General features: G+C 73.4%; 15 protein-coding genes. 5 read left to right on the top strand and 10 right to left on the bottom strand.

Annotated elements, in window-relative coordinates; genetic code table 11:
* Nucleotides 1-36 precede the first annotated feature (36 nt).
* On the top strand, nucleotides 37-1284 hold the full coding sequence (locus tag ACERUJ_RS02055) for an MFS transporter (RefSeq protein ID WP_370246773.1): 1248 nt from the start codon (nucleotides 37-39) through the stop codon (nucleotides 1282-1284).
* A 228-nt stretch (nucleotides 1285-1512) separates the two neighbouring features.
* On the opposite strand, the gene ACERUJ_RS02050 is transcribed toward ACERUJ_RS02055, so the two are convergent.
* The 10 genes from ACERUJ_RS02050 to ACERUJ_RS02005 form a co-directional block, all read right to left on the bottom strand.
* Entirely contained in the window at nucleotides 1513-2064 is a 552-nt protein-coding gene (locus ACERUJ_RS02050; RefSeq protein WP_370246772.1) for a hypothetical protein, read from the bottom strand.
* On the bottom strand, nucleotides 2061-3167 hold the full coding sequence (locus tag ACERUJ_RS02045) for an MCE family protein (RefSeq protein ID WP_370246771.1): 1107 nt from the start codon (nucleotides 3165-3167) through the stop codon (nucleotides 2061-2063). The genes ACERUJ_RS02050 and ACERUJ_RS02045 overlap by 4 nt, the downstream gene beginning before the upstream one ends.
* Nucleotides 3164-4261: an MCE family protein gene (locus tag ACERUJ_RS02040; protein WP_370246770.1), complete on the bottom strand. Its 1098-nt coding sequence runs from the start codon at nucleotides 4259-4261 to the stop codon at nucleotides 3164-3166. Before ACERUJ_RS02040 ends, ACERUJ_RS02045 begins: the two co-directional genes overlap by 4 nt.
* On the bottom strand, nucleotides 4258-5352 hold the full coding sequence (locus ACERUJ_RS02035) for an MCE family protein (protein ID WP_370246769.1): 1095 nt from the start codon (nucleotides 5350-5352) through the stop codon (nucleotides 4258-4260). Before ACERUJ_RS02035 ends, ACERUJ_RS02040 begins: the two co-directional genes overlap by 4 nt.
* Nucleotides 5352-6356, bottom strand: a complete 1005-nt coding sequence (locus tag ACERUJ_RS02030; RefSeq protein ID WP_370246768.1) for an MCE family protein — start codon at nucleotides 6354-6356, stop codon at nucleotides 5352-5354. Before ACERUJ_RS02030 ends, ACERUJ_RS02035 begins: the two co-directional genes overlap by 1 nt.
* Nucleotides 6356-7366 (bottom strand): MCE family protein, encoded by a 1011-nt coding sequence (locus ACERUJ_RS02025; RefSeq protein WP_370246767.1) that lies wholly within the window; start codon nucleotides 7364-7366, stop codon nucleotides 6356-6358. The genes ACERUJ_RS02030 and ACERUJ_RS02025 overlap by 1 nt, the downstream gene beginning before the upstream one ends.
* Nucleotides 7363-8472, bottom strand: a complete 1110-nt coding sequence (locus ACERUJ_RS02020) for an MCE family protein (RefSeq protein ID WP_370246766.1) — start codon at nucleotides 8470-8472, stop codon at nucleotides 7363-7365. The genes ACERUJ_RS02025 and ACERUJ_RS02020 overlap by 4 nt, the downstream gene beginning before the upstream one ends.
* Before the next feature lie 17 nt (nucleotides 8473-8489).
* Nucleotides 8490-9362 carry an MlaE family ABC transporter permease gene (locus ACERUJ_RS02015; protein ID WP_370246765.1) on the bottom strand — a complete coding sequence of 291 codons (873 nt, stop codon included), beginning with the start codon at nucleotides 9360-9362 and terminating at the stop codon, nucleotides 8490-8492.
* Complete coding sequence (locus ACERUJ_RS02010; RefSeq protein ID WP_370246764.1) at nucleotides 9362-10198, bottom strand: MlaE family ABC transporter permease; 837 nt, start codon at nucleotides 10196-10198, stop codon at nucleotides 9362-9364. Before ACERUJ_RS02010 ends, ACERUJ_RS02015 begins: the two co-directional genes overlap by 1 nt.
* Nucleotides 10199-10376: 178 nt before the next feature.
* The gene (locus ACERUJ_RS02005; RefSeq protein WP_370246763.1) at nucleotides 10377-11309 is read right to left on the bottom strand and encodes a DNA-3-methyladenine glycosylase; all 933 of its coding nucleotides are present in this window, start codon (nucleotides 11307-11309) and stop codon (nucleotides 10377-10379) included.
* A 54-nt stretch (nucleotides 11310-11363) separates the two neighbouring features.
* Here ACERUJ_RS02005 and ACERUJ_RS02000 point away from each other — a divergent pair, with 54 nt between their 5' ends.
* From ACERUJ_RS02000 to ACERUJ_RS01985, 4 genes are all read left to right on the top strand, one after another.
* Nucleotides 11364-12158, top strand: a complete 795-nt coding sequence (locus tag ACERUJ_RS02000) for an enoyl-CoA hydratase/isomerase family protein (protein WP_370246762.1) — start codon at nucleotides 11364-11366, stop codon at nucleotides 12156-12158.
* 129 nt (nucleotides 12159-12287) lie between these two features.
* Nucleotides 12288-12914 (top strand): TetR/AcrR family transcriptional regulator, encoded by a 627-nt coding sequence (locus tag ACERUJ_RS01995; RefSeq protein ID WP_370246761.1) that lies wholly within the window; start codon nucleotides 12288-12290, stop codon nucleotides 12912-12914.
* A 12-nt stretch (nucleotides 12915-12926) separates the two neighbouring features.
* Nucleotides 12927-14450 carry an ATP-dependent DNA ligase gene (locus ACERUJ_RS01990; protein WP_370246760.1) on the top strand — a complete coding sequence of 508 codons (1524 nt, stop codon included), beginning with the start codon at nucleotides 12927-12929 and terminating at the stop codon, nucleotides 14448-14450.
* A gap of 303 nt (nucleotides 14451-14753) precedes the next feature.
* On the top strand, nucleotides 14754-15332 hold the full coding sequence (locus tag ACERUJ_RS01985) for a hypothetical protein (protein WP_370246759.1): 579 nt from the start codon (nucleotides 14754-14756) through the stop codon (nucleotides 15330-15332).
* Nucleotides 15333-15431: the final 99 nt, after the last annotated feature.

Genomic DNA, 15431 nt, shown 5'->3' with positions numbered 1-15431 from the left:
TCCGGCACGCGCGGGCGACCGGAGTTGAATCGAGGCGTGGGGCGGGCAGTCGGGCGAGCAGCGGAGGTCGAGGCGGCACCGAGCGATCGCCGTCGCTGGGCGATGCTGGCCGCGAGCACCACAGCCCAGGCGGCCTCCGCCGTCATGGCGCACGGCGGTCCCTTCCTCATCCCCACCCTGGTGCGCGACGAGGGCCTCTCGCTGGCGCAGGCCGGCGTCGTGGCCGCGGCCCCGACGGTGGGCGTGATGCTGATGTTGGTGGTGTGGGGCGCGATCGCGGATCGTCGCGGCGAACGGCTGGTGCTGCTCAGCGGCCTGGGCGCGACCGCACTGGCCGGCGGCGTGGCCATGGTCGCCGCCCGCACCGGCAGCGTGTCGGCGCTGACGCTCGCGCTCCTGCTCGGCGGCGCCGCCGCGGCCAGCACCAGCTCGGCCAGCGGACGCGTCGTCGTGGGCTGGTTCCCGCCGCACCGGCGCGGCCTGGCCATGGGCATCCGGCAGATGGCCCAGCCCGTGGGGGTCGGCGTCGCGGCCGTGAGCATCGCCGCCGTGGCCGACCGGCACGGCATCGCCGCGGCCCTGCTGGTGCCGACGCTGGCCTCGGCGCTCGCGCTCGGCGTCGTGGCGGCCGTCGTGCTCGACCCGCCCCGCCCGCCGCGCCCGGCGGGCGGGGGCGACAACCCGTACCGCGACGACCGGTTCCTGGCCCGGATCCACCTGGTCTCGGTGCTGCTGGTGGTGCCGCAGTTCACCGTGTGGACCTTCGCGCTGGTCTGGCTGGTGCAGGACCGCGGGTGGTCGGCCGCGGCCGCCGGCGCCCTGGTCGGAGCGGCGCAGATCGCGGGCGCCCTCGGACGGATCGCCGCCGGCCAGCTGTCCGACGTCGTCGGCTCCCGCACACGGCCGCTGCAGTGGGTCGCCATCGCGGCCGTGCTCACGATGGCGGCCCTCGGCCTCACCGCCGGGGCGGAGTGGGCCCTCGCGGTGCCGCTCATGGTCCTGGCCACCGCGGTGACGGTGGCCGACAACGGCCTGGCGTTCACCGCCGTGGCCGAGCGCGCCGGCCCGCACTGGTCGGGACGTGCCCTGGGCGTCCAGAACACCGCGCAGTACCTGACGTCGTCGTTCGTGCCGCCCCTCGGCGGGGCTGCGGTGACGGCGTACGGCTACAGCGCGACCTTCGCCGCCGCCGCGGTGTTCCCGCTGGTCGCGATCGCGCTCGTGCCGGTCGCGCAGGAGGCGGCGTGGGACCGGGCGGGCGGCTCGGCACCAGATCCGGAATGAGAAATCCCCGCCTCGCGTACGGAGCCGCGAGGCGGGGCACTCAGAGGGCCGGCGCCGCCTCCTCAGTCAGCGGCCGACCGGATGTCACTCGGCCCCCCGACCTCGTGACGTGAAGAAGATTACGGGGATCAGCACGCGCGGGACATCCACGAAACACCCTCGCGCGATCCACAACTCGGTAAACCGAGGTCGACGTGAGGTCGGCTGGTCGGGATCTTGCGGGTTTCTTTACGGCGACGTGAGCCGGTCGTTGACCGCGACCTGGTCCACGAGCCACCGACCGTCCTGGAGGACCATCTGCACGCTCAGCCGCGGCTGGTCCACCTTGGCCTCCTGACCGGGCACCTCGAGGGTCTGGTCCACGAACAGCAGCACCTTCACGTGGGTGGCGTCGGCGGCCGTCGCGGCCGCGTCGACGACCTCGCCGGTGGCGACCGCCCTCAGCCGCGTGATGACCGCCTGGGAGTCCGCGCTGGACTCGGCGAAGTAGCGCTGGAACGCCTCGGTGCCGGCGTCCTGCACCCAGGCGAAGTCGCGGTCCAGGGAGCGGTAGTCGTAGGTCGTCATCGAGGTGACCGCCTCCCGGGCGGCCGACTCCGCCGCCGCCTCGGCGGCCACCAGGTCCCCCGAGGCCGCCGCCGGAGCCGGCGCCGGGCCGTCGTCGTCACCGGTGAAGAGCAGGACGACGGCGACCGCCAGGGCCGCGAGGGCCAGCACCAGGGCCGCGGCCAGCAGCCGCACGAGCCGACGCGGGCCGGTGATCCCGCCCACCTCCGTCATCGCACGGGTCCCGGGGCGTGGGCGGCGCCGCGCTGCAGCGTCGCGAAGGACGCCGAGCAGGAGCCGTCGCGCTGCAGGGGCCGCCGGGTCGGGTCACGCGGATCCTGGCGCGAGGTGGCGTACCGGCACCGCGGGTCGCGGTCCATGATGAGGTCGAGCCGCACCGACCCGTTGCCGATCACGCGCTGGAACGTGGCCAGCCCGGGCGCGTAGGCCTGCAGCAGGGCCCGCAGGTGCGGGTCGTGGGCAGCGATCATGTCGGTGAGGCTGACCCCGGCGGACAGGAAGTCGGGCAGCACCCGCTGGGCGTCGTCGACCAGACGCTGCAGCTGCTGGATGCGTCCCGGAGCGGCCGCGATCATCGTCTCCAGCTCGGGGTCGTAGGCGCGCAGGAACCCCGCGAGGCTGCGGGCCCGGGTACCGAAGGTCGCGAGGTCCGAACGCCGCGCCGGCAGCACGTCGAGCAACCGGTCGGCGTTCTCCAGCAGCCGCTCGGTCTCGGGGTAGGCGCCGTCGAGCTCGGCCAGCAGCGCGCGGGTGTCGTCGATCAGCCCGCCGATGTCGTCACCGGTGCCCCGCAGCGCGGTGCTCAGCTCGACCAGCAGCGTGCGCAGCTTGCGGTCGTCGATCTGGCGCAGCACGTCGTTGATCGCCACCACGGTGGAGGCCAGGCTGCGCGGGATGTCGGTGGAGTCCGCCGCCACGGTGGACCCGTCGGTGAGGTAGGGCCCCGCGGCGCTGGTCGGCTGGAAGTCGAGGTACTGCTCCCCCACCGGCGAGAGGCTGCGGACCTTCGCGATCGAGTCGGCCGGCACGCGGTCGGAGGAGGTGAGCACCACCGTGGCCTCCACCCCGGAGTTCGTGAGCTCCATCCGGGTGACCTTGCCGATCTTGACCCCGCGGTACGTGACCGCCGACCCCTCGAACAGTCCACCGGCCGCGCGCAGCTGGACGGTGACCTCCACCGGCGCGCGCGTGACCGGGCGACCCAGGACGATCGTGAACAGCGTCGCGAGCGTGACCACGAACACGACCCCGACCCCGAGCGCGGAGACCGCGAGCCGGGAGGCGAACAGGGCCCGCAGGCGGGCGAGCGGGTTCATCGGGCACCTCCGGTGAGGCCGCGGGCGGTGAGCGGCGCCAATTCCTGCGGCACGGCGTCGGGGCGCCCGAGCACGCCCCCCAGCACGCCCCCGAGGCCGTCGAGCACGCCGAAGACGGTGTCGAGCAGGTCCGGCGGCGTGGTCTGCTCCAGCCGCAGCGTGAAGGCGATGGCGAGGTAGTCGTTGGGCACGAGCTCGTTGAGCGTCCGGCTCAGCGACACCAGGGCGCGCAGCGACTCCGGGAACCGCCGCTCGTTGCCGGCGAACTCCGCGAACACCGGCTGCGCGGCACGCAGGACGGTGAGCAGGTCGTCGCGGGTCCGCGCGACGGTGTCGTTGGCCACCGCCGAGAACGACCGCACCTGCTCCAGCAGCGCGGTGAAGTCGGGCGTGCGGGCCCGCAGCACCTCGGCCGCGGGGCGGATCTCGCGCACCGCGCGGTTGATGACGTCCTGCCGGTCGGCCAGGGTCTGCGCCACCGAGTCCAGGGCACGCAGCGTGCGGTCGAGGTCGGCGGTGGTGCCGTTGGCCTCGGCGAGGAAGGTGCGCGCCCGCTCGAGCAGCGCACGCACGTTGCCCTCCCGGCCACCGAGGGCGGTGTTGAGCTCCTCGGTGATGGTCTGCAGGTCGGTGAGTCCCCCTCCGTTGATGAGCAGCGACGCCTGCGAGAGCGCGTTCTCGACCGTGGGCGCGGTGGAGGTGTCGGCCAGCGTCAGCAGGTCGCCGTCGTCGAGCAGCGGCCCCTCGGCGGGGTTGGTGACGTCGACGTACAGCTCGCCCAGGGGCGTGGTGTAGCGCAGCCGTGCGGTGGCGCCCTCGCGCAGCTGGGCGTCGGTGGAGACCAGCATGTCGGCGGTGGCGCGGAAGTCGGCGACGCCGACGCCCTGCACCTTGCCGCTGTCGACGCCGTTGACCTTCACCGTGGCGCCCTGGGCGAGGTTGAGGGCCTCGGCGAACTCGGCCTGCACTTCGATCGTGTCGCCGGCCACGCCGGTGCCGGGCAGCGGCACGTCACCGAGGGTGGTGGAACACCCCGTGGCCCCGAGCAGGACCAGGCCCAGCGCCGCGCCGACCGCGGTGCGCCGGGGGCTCACGAGGCACCCCCGCCGGTCGTGCCGGTGGCGGGGCGACCGCGGGTCGGGCCACCCGGGCTGGTGCCGGAGAGCAGGTCGCACAGCGAACCCGGGAGCCGGTCGCACAGCTGGTCCAGCTGCGCCCCTCCGGGGAAGAGCGCGGTGGGCTGCAGGCGCACCCGCAGGCGCCCGCCGTCCTCGGCCGCGGCGAGGTTCTGCAGCGCCAGGGGCATGACCTCCAGGATCCGGGCCAGCTCGCGCTGCTTGCGGTCCAGGGTGCGCAGCAGGGTGCCGCCCTCCCCCAGCGCCGCGGTGAGCTCAGGACGGTGACGGGTGGCGAAGTCGGCCACCGCCGCCACGGCGTCGTCGAGATCGCGCAGGGCCTGGCGGAAGTCGGTCTTCTGCTCGTCCAGCTGGGTGGTCACCGAGGCCACCTGGCCGATGAAGGTGTCCACCGTGTCGCGGTCCACGACCAGGCGTCCGACGAGTCGGTCGAGCGCCTTGAGGGTGGCCACGGCGTCGCCGCGCACGGCCGACAGGCTGCCCACCGCGCCGCTGAGACCGGAGACGGTGTCGTTGATCAGCTGGCCGCGGCCGTCGAAGGCGCCCACGCCGGCGTCGATGAACTGCCGGATCGCCTCCACCGAGTCGCGGGAGCCCGAGATGCCGGTGGCGAAGGTGTTGAGGGTCTCCAGCACCTGGTCGAAGTCCACCGGGGTGCGGGTGCGCTCCACGGGGATGTCGGCGCCGGCGGCCAGCCGGGGGCCGTCGCGGTAGACGGGCGTCAGCTCGACGTAGCGGTCGGTGGCCACCGAGCGTGCCACCACCACCGCACCGACGTCGGCGGGCACCGCACGGTCGGCGTCGATCTCGAGGGTCACCGCCACCTGGTCGCCCTCGGGCGTGATGTCGCGGATCGTGCCGACCGGCACCCCGAGGATGCCGACGTCGTTGCCGACGAACAGGCCGGCGGTGTCGGCGAAGTGCACGGTGACGGTCATCGTGTCCTCACCACCGGGGAGCACGGAGCACCCGGAGGCGCCCAGGCCGAGGGCGACGACCAGTCCGGGCAGCAGCGCGGACAGCAGCGGACGGGACGGGCGGAGCCTCATCAGCAGCCCCCCGCCTGGCAGCGCAGGTCGTCGGCCGGGATGGCCGGATCCTTGACGTACAGGTCGGCCCAGGGGCCGTTGCCGGTCGCGTTGGCGATGTAGCGCACCGCGGGCTCCATGATCTCCAGAGTGCGCGTGAGCGCGTCCTTCTGCTGGTTCAACGACGCCAGCGCGGTGTCGAGGTCGCGGAACGCCGGCCCGACGGCGTCGTCGGAGCGGGTCACGATGTCGGCCAGGGCGGTCGAGAGTCGGCTGGTCTCGGTGAGCAGCAGATCGATCGCCGCGCGCCGCGCGGTGACCTCGCCGACCACGAGGTTGGTGGCCTTCATCAACCCGATGAGGTCGTCGCTGCTGCGGTCGAGCTGGTCGGAGACCGAGCGGGCGGCCTGCAGCAGGTCGCGGGTCTGACCCTCGCGGGTGGTCACGAGCTCGGAGAGCCGGCCCACCCCCTCCAGCGCCGGACCGATCTCGTCCGAGGACGCCGACAGGGTGCGGCTGGCCTGGGTCAGCGCCCGGGCCAGCAGCACGGGGTCGAGCTCGGTGAGCCGCTGGGTGCCGCCGTCGAGCACGTCCTGCAGGTTGGAGGGCACCGAGGTGCGCTCCAGCGGGATCCGGCCGTCGGCCAGCGTGCCGTCGCCGGCGGGGGCGACGTCGAGGAAGTGGGTGCCGAGCAGGGTGGCGACCTTGACCGAGGCGGTGGTCTGCGAGCCGAGCTCGATGTCGTCCTCGACCGTGAAGGTGACCAGCACGTCGGTGTCGCCGAGCTCGATGTCGGTGACCTCGCCCACCGGGACGCCGTGCACCTGCACGTCCTCGCCGGTACGCAGCCCGGCCGTGTGGGGCAGCACCGCGGTGTAGGACGCGGTGCCGAACTGGGCCACCGAGAGCAGCACGACGCCGCCCCCGAGCACGAGCGCGACCGCGATCGCGATCAGGCCGATCCGGAACGGGTCGCGCTCGGCGAGGCTCGGGCGACGCGTACGAGTGGATGCCGAGCGGGCCATCAGCGGCACACCTCCGACCAGGGTCCGTTGTTGCCGGCCGGGTTGAAGACCACCGGGCCGAGGGCGAAGATGATCGAGCAGGGATAGACGTTGATGGCGTTCTCGTAGGACCCCGCCCGTCCGAGCGCCTCCAGGGAGACGCCGAAGGAGTCGATCGCGTCGCCGAGGTCGCGCCGGGAGTCGGCCAGCAGCGCCGCCGCGCCCCGCAGCTCGGTGAGCGTGCCCACCGCCGGGTCGCGGGCCTCGTCGAGGAAGCCCGAGGTGGCGCCGACCAGCCGGCTCAGGCCGTCGATGGAGTCGCCGATCGCGCGGCGGTCGTCGGCCAGGCCCTCCATCAGCGACCGCAGGCTCACGATGGTGCTCTTCAGCTCGTCCCCCTGCCCGGCGAGGTTGTCGAGCACCGGGATGAGGTTGGTCGCGACGCTGTCGAAGAGCTCGTCGCGGTCGGCGAGGAAGTTCGTGAGCTTGGTCGTCTCGGTGAGCAGCCCCTCCACGGTGCCGCCCTCGCCCTGGAGGACCTGCACGATCGAGGTGGCCAACCGGTTGACGTCGTCGGGCTGCAGCACCTCGAACAGCGGCCGGAAGCCGTTGAGCAGCGAGGTGAGGTCGAAGCCGGGGTCGGTGCGCTCCAGCGGCACGTCGGCACCGGCCTCGAGCTCGGCGCCGCGCTGCTCGCCCTGCACCAGCGCGAGGTACCGCTGGCCCACCAGGTTCTGGTAGCGCATCACGAGGCGGGTGTTGTCGAGCAGGGGCTGCTCGTCCACCAGCTCGAACCCGACCCGCGCGCCGCGCTCGGTGACCTCGATAGAGGACACCCGGCCCACCCGCACGCCGGCGACCTTGACGTCGTCGCCGACCCGCAGACCGCTGACCTGGGTGAACTCGGCGGTGAAGCGCCGGGAGTCCTCGCCCAGGCCGTTGGTCATGGTGTTGACCAGCAGCACGAGCAGCAGGATGCTCACCAGCGCGAAGGCGCCGAAGCGCAGCGCGATCCCGCGCAGGCCCGTCATCGTCCGGCCTCCTTCGGCGTCGGCGACACCATGCCGCGCAGCATCGCCCGGCCGTAGCGGGGGCGGTCGGCGGCGGTGTAGAAGGCGGGCGGGGTGGTGACCAGGCGGGCGTCGATCTTCGCGAAGCCCTCCTTGATCACCGTGGGCAGCACGCCCGCCACGCCGATGTTGGTGGAGATCGCGTCGGTGATGCCGACCCGACGGTTGTCGTAGACGGCGTCGAGCACCACGGCGCCGGCGCGCAGGGTGCGCACCAGGTCGGGGGTGATGTCGCCGAACAGGGTCTGGGCCGCGTCGGCCAGCGTGGTGCCGCCGGTGAGGATCGCGGTGATGGCCGAGCGCTGGGTCACGATCGTGTCGAGGGTGACCAGCCCGTCGGAGGTGGCCTGCAGCAGGTCGGGGGCCACCCGGTCGACGATCTCGAGGTTGTCGGCCAGCTTGCGCAGGTCGCGGCGCACGAGCGGCAGCAGGGGGGTGACCTTGGCGAGGTAGGCGTCGGCGTCGTCGACGAGCTCGCCGATCTGCTCGCCGCGACCCTGCAGCGCGGTGGCCGCGGAGCTGATCGCCGACTGCAGCTCGGCCGGGCCGAGGGCGGTGACCAGGCGGTCGATGTCGTCCAGGGCCTGCTGCAGCTCCAGGGTGTCCTGCTGCTCGTCGGGCGGGATGACGGCGTCGGCCGCGAGCCGCTGCGAGGAGGCCTGACCGTAGACGACGAGGTCGACGAAGGTCGTGCCGAACACCGTGGCCGGCAGGATCCGGGCCACGACGTTGGCGGGCACCTGGTCGAGGTTCTCCTCAGGGACGGCCATCTCCACCGCGACGTTGCCGTCGGCGGCGCGGGTGATGTCGGTGACCCGACCGACGATGACGCCGGCGATCTTGACGTCGGAGCCGGGGCGCAGGGCGCCGCCGGCGTTGCGGACCTCGGCCACGACCCGCGGGGCGCCGCCGATGATGCCGTTGGTGCGGGCGTAGGCCAGGCCGAGGAGCAGGGTGGAGGCGAGCACGACGACCAGGCCGCGGCGGGCGAGATCGGCGCGGCGCAGCTCGCGGCGCGGCTTGGAGGGGCCGCTCGCGCGGCGCCCGGGACGAGGGACGGTGGCCATGTCTGCGTCTTCCCTTCTCAGCCCGAGACCCGGAAGCCGGGGTCGCCGCCCCAGAACACGAGGGTGAGCACCATGTCGAGCACGACGACGGCGACGATGCTGGCGCGGATCGCCGCACCCGTCGCCTCGCCGACCGCCTGCGGACCGCCGCCCACCTTGAAGCCGTACCAGCAGTGGATGAGGGTCACCACGAGGGCGAAGACCAGGATCTTGATGATCGAGAACAGCACGTCACGGGGCTGCAGGAACGTCGAGAAGTAGTGCCAGTACTGGCCCGGGCTCTGACCGAAGATCACGACCACCGAGATCTGCGAGGCGAACCACGAGCCGAGCAGGCCGATGAAGTAGAGCGGCAGGATGGCGATCATGCAGGCCATCACGCGGGTGCTGACGAGGTAGCGCATCGGGCTGACCGCCATGACCTCGAGCGCGTCGACCTCCTCGTGGATCTTCATCGACCCCAGCTGGGCGGTGAAGCGGCACCCGACCTGCGCGGCCAGCGCCAGCGCGGCGATGAGCGGCGCCAGCTCGCGGGTGTTGGCACTGGCGGAGATGAACCCGGTGAGCGGGGCGAGGCCCACCAGCTCGAGACCGTTGAAGCCCTCGATGCCCAGCGAGGTGCCGGCCGAGATCGAGAGCAGGATCATCACCCCGATCGTGCCGCCACCCACGATGAGAGCGCCGCTGCCCCAGGCGATGTCCTTGAGCTGGCGCAGCATCTCCGCCGGGTAGAGCACGACCATGGCCGGGATGTCGCGGATCGCGCGGCCGGCGAAGCTGGCGAAGCTGCCCAGCTGCGCCAGCGTGTTCAGCACGCCGTCGAGCACCTTGACGAGCACGTCGCCCAGACCGCGACCGCCGGCACCGGTGGTGCCTCCCACGGCGGCCATCAGGCGACGCTCTGCGGGACGAGCATCACGTAGGCCTGCGTGATGGCGACGTTGACGAAGGCGAGCAGGATGACGCTGAGCACGACCGACTGGTTCACGGCGTCGGCCACCCCCTTGGGTCCGCCGGAGGCCGAGAGGCCCTTGTGGGAGGCCACGATCGTGGCGATGAACCCGAACACCAGTGCCTTGAACTCGGCCAGGAACAGGTCCGTGGGCTGGCTGAAGCTGACGAACGAGTCGAGGTAGGCACCGGAGGAGATGCTGCCGTTGCCGACGTTGAGGATGAAGGCGGTGACCATCGCGGTCATCGCGACGATCACGGTGAGCAGCAGCGAGACCACCAGCGCCGCCACGATCCGGGGCGCGACGAGGCGCTGCACCGGGTTGATGCCCATCACCTTGAGGGCGTCGATCTCCTCGCGCACCGCCCGCGCGCCGAGGTCGGAGCAGATCGCGGACCCCACGGCGCCGGCGATCATCAGCGACGTCACCAGCGGGGCGCCCTGGCGCAGCACGCCGATGCCGTTGACCGCGCCGCTGAACGACGTCGCACCGATCTGGCTGGCGACGGCGCCGATCTGCACCGAGGTGATGACGCCGAACGGGATCGCGACCAGGATCGTGGGCAGCAGCGAGACGCGGGTCATGAACCAGGCCTGGAGCAGGAACTCCGACCAGGAGAAGCGCCGGGCCAGGATGTCGGTGACGGCGGCGCGGCTGGCCTCGATGCCGAGGACGGTGAGCTTGCCGCTGGTCTCGACGCCGGCGCGCACGCGCCCGCCGAAGGAACCGACCGTGGCCTTCGTCGCCCGTCCCGCGGAGACGACCACGCTCATCCGGCGCGCTCCGCGAGGGGCAGGGCCTCCGGGGTGGGGCGACGTCGGGGGTGGTGCTGGAGCATTCCGATGGTGCCCTTCGACTCGGGCTGGGACAGACGGGGGGGTCGCGCCCGGTGCGCTCATCTGTAACAGCCGGTTACAGGTATCACACTTTCACCCGAAATGGTGAGCGCCGTCACCATCTCGTGACCCGTGCGGGCAGGTGCGTGCGCGGGGACATCCGGGCGCCGCGCCGGGGGCGGTGCAGGCCCGCGAGCGCGATCAGGCCGGGGACCCGTCCGCGCTGCGGGCGGTAGGGCTCGAGGAACTCTGCGAGGGCCGCGTCATCGAACGGGGTGCCCGTGAGCGCCCAGCCCACGTCCTTGGCGACGTGGTAGTCGCCGAAGGACACCGCATCGGGGTCACCGAGCACGCGCACGCGCACCTCGGCGCTGGTCCACACCCCGATGCCCGGCACCGCGCGGAGCCGGCGGTCGCGCTCGACCGCGCCCTGCGGCACGGCGCGTTCGAGGGCGTCGGCCACCCGGGCGATCGCCACGATGGTGCGCGAGCGGGCCGGATCGACGTGCATCTGCAACCACGCCCAGGACGGCACGGCGCGCAGGGTCGCGGCGTCGGGGGCGATGCGCAGGCCGCGGTCGGCGCCGGGGCCGGGCGCCGGCTCGCCGTAGCGGTGCACGAGCATCCGGTAGCCGGCGAAGGCCTCCTGCCCGGTGACCTTCTGCTCCACGATCGCCGGCACGAGGGCGTCGAGCAGGACCTCGGTGCGCCCAAGCCGGTGGTGGGGGTGACGTCGTCGCAGCTCGGCGAGCAGCGGGTGCCGCGGCTCGAAGCCCTCCCAGGAGTCGGCGGCGCCGAGCAGCGCGGGCAGCCGCTCGAGCGCCCAGTCCGCGCCGCTCCCCCAGGCGCGTCCCTCCACCTCGCCGAGGTCGGGGCGGGCGGCCACGACCAGCGTGACCGGGCCCTCCGGGGTCCGCAGGCCCTTCCAGATCGTGCCGCCGGGGTCGACCTTGAAGGTCGGATCGGCGCCGCCGTGGCGCTGCTGGTGCAGCACCGAGGACACCGGGCAGGGCCAGTCGGGTCGCCACACCCGGGTCCGCGCCGTCACCCGGCCGATCGTACTTCTAGAACACGTTCTACTTCTGTTCTAGAGTGTCGCGCCATGACCCCGCCGCCCCTGCTCGTGAGCGACGACGCCCGCGTCCGCACCCTCACCCTCAACCGGCCCGAGGCGCTCAACGCCTTCAACGAGGCGCTCTACGACGCCACCGCCGAGGCGCTGCTGGCCGCCGCGGAGGATCCCGCCGTGGCGGTGGTCCTGCTCACCGGCGCCGGGCGCGGGTTCAGCGCCGGCACCGACCTGTTGGAGATGCACCGGCTGGCCACCGATCCCACGTTCGAGCGCGGCACGCACGGCTTCCTGGGCCTGATCGATGCGCTCGTGGAGTTCCCGAAGCCGCTGGTGGTCGCGGTGAACGGCCTCGGGCTCGGCATCGGCACGACGATCCTGGGTTTCGCCGACCTCTCCTTCGCCTCCACCCAGGCGCGGTTCAAGTGCCCCTTCACCAGCCTCGGCGTGGCCCCCGAGGCGGCGTCGTCGCTGCTGTTCCCGCAACTGCTCGGCCGCCAGGAGGCGGCCTGGGTGCTGCTGTCCTCGGAGTGGATCAGCGCGACCGAGGCGCACCGGATGGGTCTGGTCTGGCGGCTGTGCGAGCCCGACGACCTGCTCGCCGAGGCGCACCGGCACGCCGCCGTGCTGGCCGCGCGGCCGATCTCCTCCCTCATCGCGGTCAAGCGCACGATGACCGCCCCCCACCGCGACGCCGTGCGGGAGGCGCGTGCGCGCGAGAATGCGGCGTTCGCCGAGCTGATGGGCGGCCCGGCCAACCTCGAGGCGCTCACGGCCTTCGCCGAGGGTCGCCCGGCCGACTTCACCTCCCTGCCGCCCGGCTGGTGAGTCCGGCAGATGAGTCCGGCAGATGAGTCCGGTTTGTGACCGGCCAACACCGGTTCGCGGGTTCATGACATCCTTTCGTGCGCCGTCCCACCGGGAGCGGCGGGCGCGACGGACTCGGGAAGGGACCCCATGAGCGAGAGCAGGCGGACGCGCCTGGACCGCGAGACGGTCGTGCTCACCGCGGAGGCGATCGTCGACCGCGACGGCTACGACGCGCTGACGATGACCGTGCTCGCGGGCGAGCTCGACACCCGCGTGTCCTCGCTCTACAACCACGTGGCGAACCTCGACGACCTGCGCTCGGAGATCCAGTCCCGCGCGATGGCGCAGCTGGGCCGGCAGGTGTCGCGGGCGGCGATGGGACGCACCGGCGGCGACGGCCTGCGGGTGCTGAGTCACGAGCTGCGCGCGTTCGCCCGCGCCTACCCCCAGCGCTACGCCGCCCTCACCCGCACCCCGCTGGACCGCGACGGCTTCTTCGCCGCGGCCGGCGAGGTGATCGAGGCGGTCGGGGTGATGGTGCGCTCCACCGGCCTGGCCGACGAGGACGTGCTCACCACCGGCATGGCGATCTTCGCCGCCCTCCACGGCTTCGTGTCCCTGGAGGCCTCGGGCTACTTCACCGGCTCCTTCGTGGCCGACTCCCACCTCGACGTCGTGTTCGCGCAGGTCGTGGAGGGCGCGGTCACCGCCGCGCTGTCCGGGCTCGGCCGGCCGCACGACGTCGGGGTGCTGACACCGACCACCGGGGCGTAGCAGGCTGGCGGGGTGCTCCTCGCCGACGTCGTCGCCACCTCCGCCGCCGTAGCCGCCACGCGCTCGCGCAAGGAGAAGGCGGCCCACCTGGCCGCGCTGCTCGCCCGCGCGGACGCCGGTGAGATCGAGATCGTGCTGACCTACCTGGCGGGTGCGATCCGGCAGCGCCGCACCGGGGTGGGCTGGCGCTCGCTGGCCGACCTGCCGCCCCCGGCGTCGGCGCCGACGCTGGAGGTCGTCGCGGTGGACGCGACCCTGGAGCGGCTGGGTACCTTCGCCGGCCCGGGCTCCGCCGGCGCCCGCACCGCCGCACTCGCCGCGCTCCTCTCGGCCGCCACCGACGCCGAGCAGGACTGGCTGCGGCGGGTGCTCACCGGCAACGTGCGCCAGGGCGCTTCCGACGCCCTCGCCCAGGAGGCGCTGGCCGCCGTCACCTCGCTCCCCCTAGCGGCCGTGCGGCGCGCGGCGATGCTGGCCGGGTCGACGGCGGCGATCGCACGGCTCGCGGTCGAGCAGGGCGCTGCGGGCCTGGCGGAGGTCGGGGTACAGGTGCTGCGGCCCGTCTCCCCGATGCTGGCCGCCAGCGCCCCGAGTGTCTCCGAGGCGCTGGCCGGGCTCGGCGGGCGCGGGGTGGTGGAGGCCAAGCTCGACGGCATCCGCATCCAGGCCCACCGCGACGGCGACGAGGTGGTGCTGGCCACCCGCAGCCTCGACGACGTCACCGCCCGGCTGCCGGAGGTGGTCGAGGTGGTGCGTGCCCTCCCCGCGCAGCGGCTGATCCTGGACGGGGAGGTCCTCACCGGCGGGCCCGACGGCCGCCCCCGGCCCTTCCAGGAGACCTCGTCGCGCACCGCCTCCGCCGCGGCCGCCGACGCCGACGACGCCGCCAGGGTGACGCCGTTCTTCTTCGACCTGCTCCACCTCGACGGCCGCGACCTGCTCGACGCCCCCACCACGCAGCGGCGCGCCCTGCTCGAGGAGCTGGTGTCCCCCGACCACCGGGTCGGGTCGCTGCTCACCGACTCCCCCGCCGAGGCCGAGGAGTTCACCGCCTCCGTGCTCGCCGCCGGGCACGAGGGCGTCGTCGTCAAGGCGCCGGACGCCGGCTACGAGGCCGGCCGGCGCGGCGCGGCGTGGATCAAGGTCAAGCCGGTGCACACCCTCGACCTGGTCGTCATCGGCGTCGAGCACGGCTCGGGCCGGCGTCGCGGCTGGCTCTCCAACCTCCACCTCGCCGCCCGCGACCCCGACGGCGGTCCCCCGATCATGGTCGGCAAGACCTTCAAGGGGCTCACCGACGCCACGCTCGCCTGGCAGACCGAGCGGTTCCGCGAGCTCGCCCTCGACGACGACGGCTGGACCGTCACCGTGCGCCCCGAGCAGGTGGTCGAGATCGCCGTCGACGGCGTCCAGCGCTCCACCCGCTACCCCGGCGGCGTCGCCCTACGGTTCGCGCGAGTGGTGCGTTACCGGGAGGACAAGAGCGCCGAGGAGGCCGACACGATCAAGGCGGTGCGCGCGCTCGGAGCCACCTGAGGGTCGCGGCGACCGAGGCCGAGCGAGCGCTGTTCGTCGATGCGGCGGAGTAGGCGGCCACGCACCCGCCGGCGTCCTGGACCGGGCGGTCAGTGCCCGCGCCGGAGGACGAGCCGGCCTCGACGTGGATCGACTCCTCGGCGATCCCGGAGTTCGCCTGCGCCACCTCACGCACCCAGCACTCCGCGACGACCTACCTCGTCCACGCACTCGAGTGCGCGACCCGGCTCCCCGGCTGTGAGCGCGCGTGGTCGCCGGCGAGGTCGCGGTGTGGCGGGCACGGACCATCGTCGAGCGCACCGTGTGCCTGAGCGACGAGGCCGCCGCCAGCGGGCCGCCGGCTTCGAGGAGTCGCTGGACGTGCGCCGCTCGATGGCGCTGGGCGAGCTGGGCGGCAAGCAGCTCGCCCTGGAGTTCCCGACCGTCGACCCCGAGACCGGCGAGATCACCCCGCCCCCGACCAGTCGCGGGCGGCGCCGCCGGCGCGAGCTGACCCTCTACGTCCAACCTGGCCGAGCAGGCGGTCGCCACCGGCGTCGGCGTCGGGCGCTGCGAGGACACCCGCACCGCGATCACGTCGAGCAGATCCGCCGGTGGTGCGCGACAGCCGGCACCACCGTCCTGCTCCGTCCCGTGCTCGACATCGGCGCCGCGCGCCACGTCGATGCCTACGAGGCCACCCACCTGCATCGCGAGGGCCTGGTGCTGCGCGACACCACCTGTGTGGCGCCCTTCTGCACCCGCCCCGGGCGACGGCTCGACCTCGACCACATCGAGCCCTACGACCATCACGATCCCCGCCGCGGCGGAGCGACCTCGACACACAACCTCGCAAAGCGGCTAAGGCTGAACCGTCACGGGTTTGATGCCGCTTCCTTGTGAGTCAAGGAGGATGAGCACATGCCCAAGAAGGTGGACCCGGCCCTGAAGGATCGGGCGCTTCGGATGGTCGCTGAGCACCGAGCCGACTACGGCTCGACC

Origin of the sequence: Nocardioides sp., from assembly GCF_964228225.1 — a bacterium.
Taxonomy (GTDB): domain Bacteria; phylum Actinomycetota; class Actinomycetes; order Propionibacteriales; family Nocardioidaceae; genus Nocardioides.
This window is presented reverse-complemented; position numbering and strand designations above follow the sequence as displayed.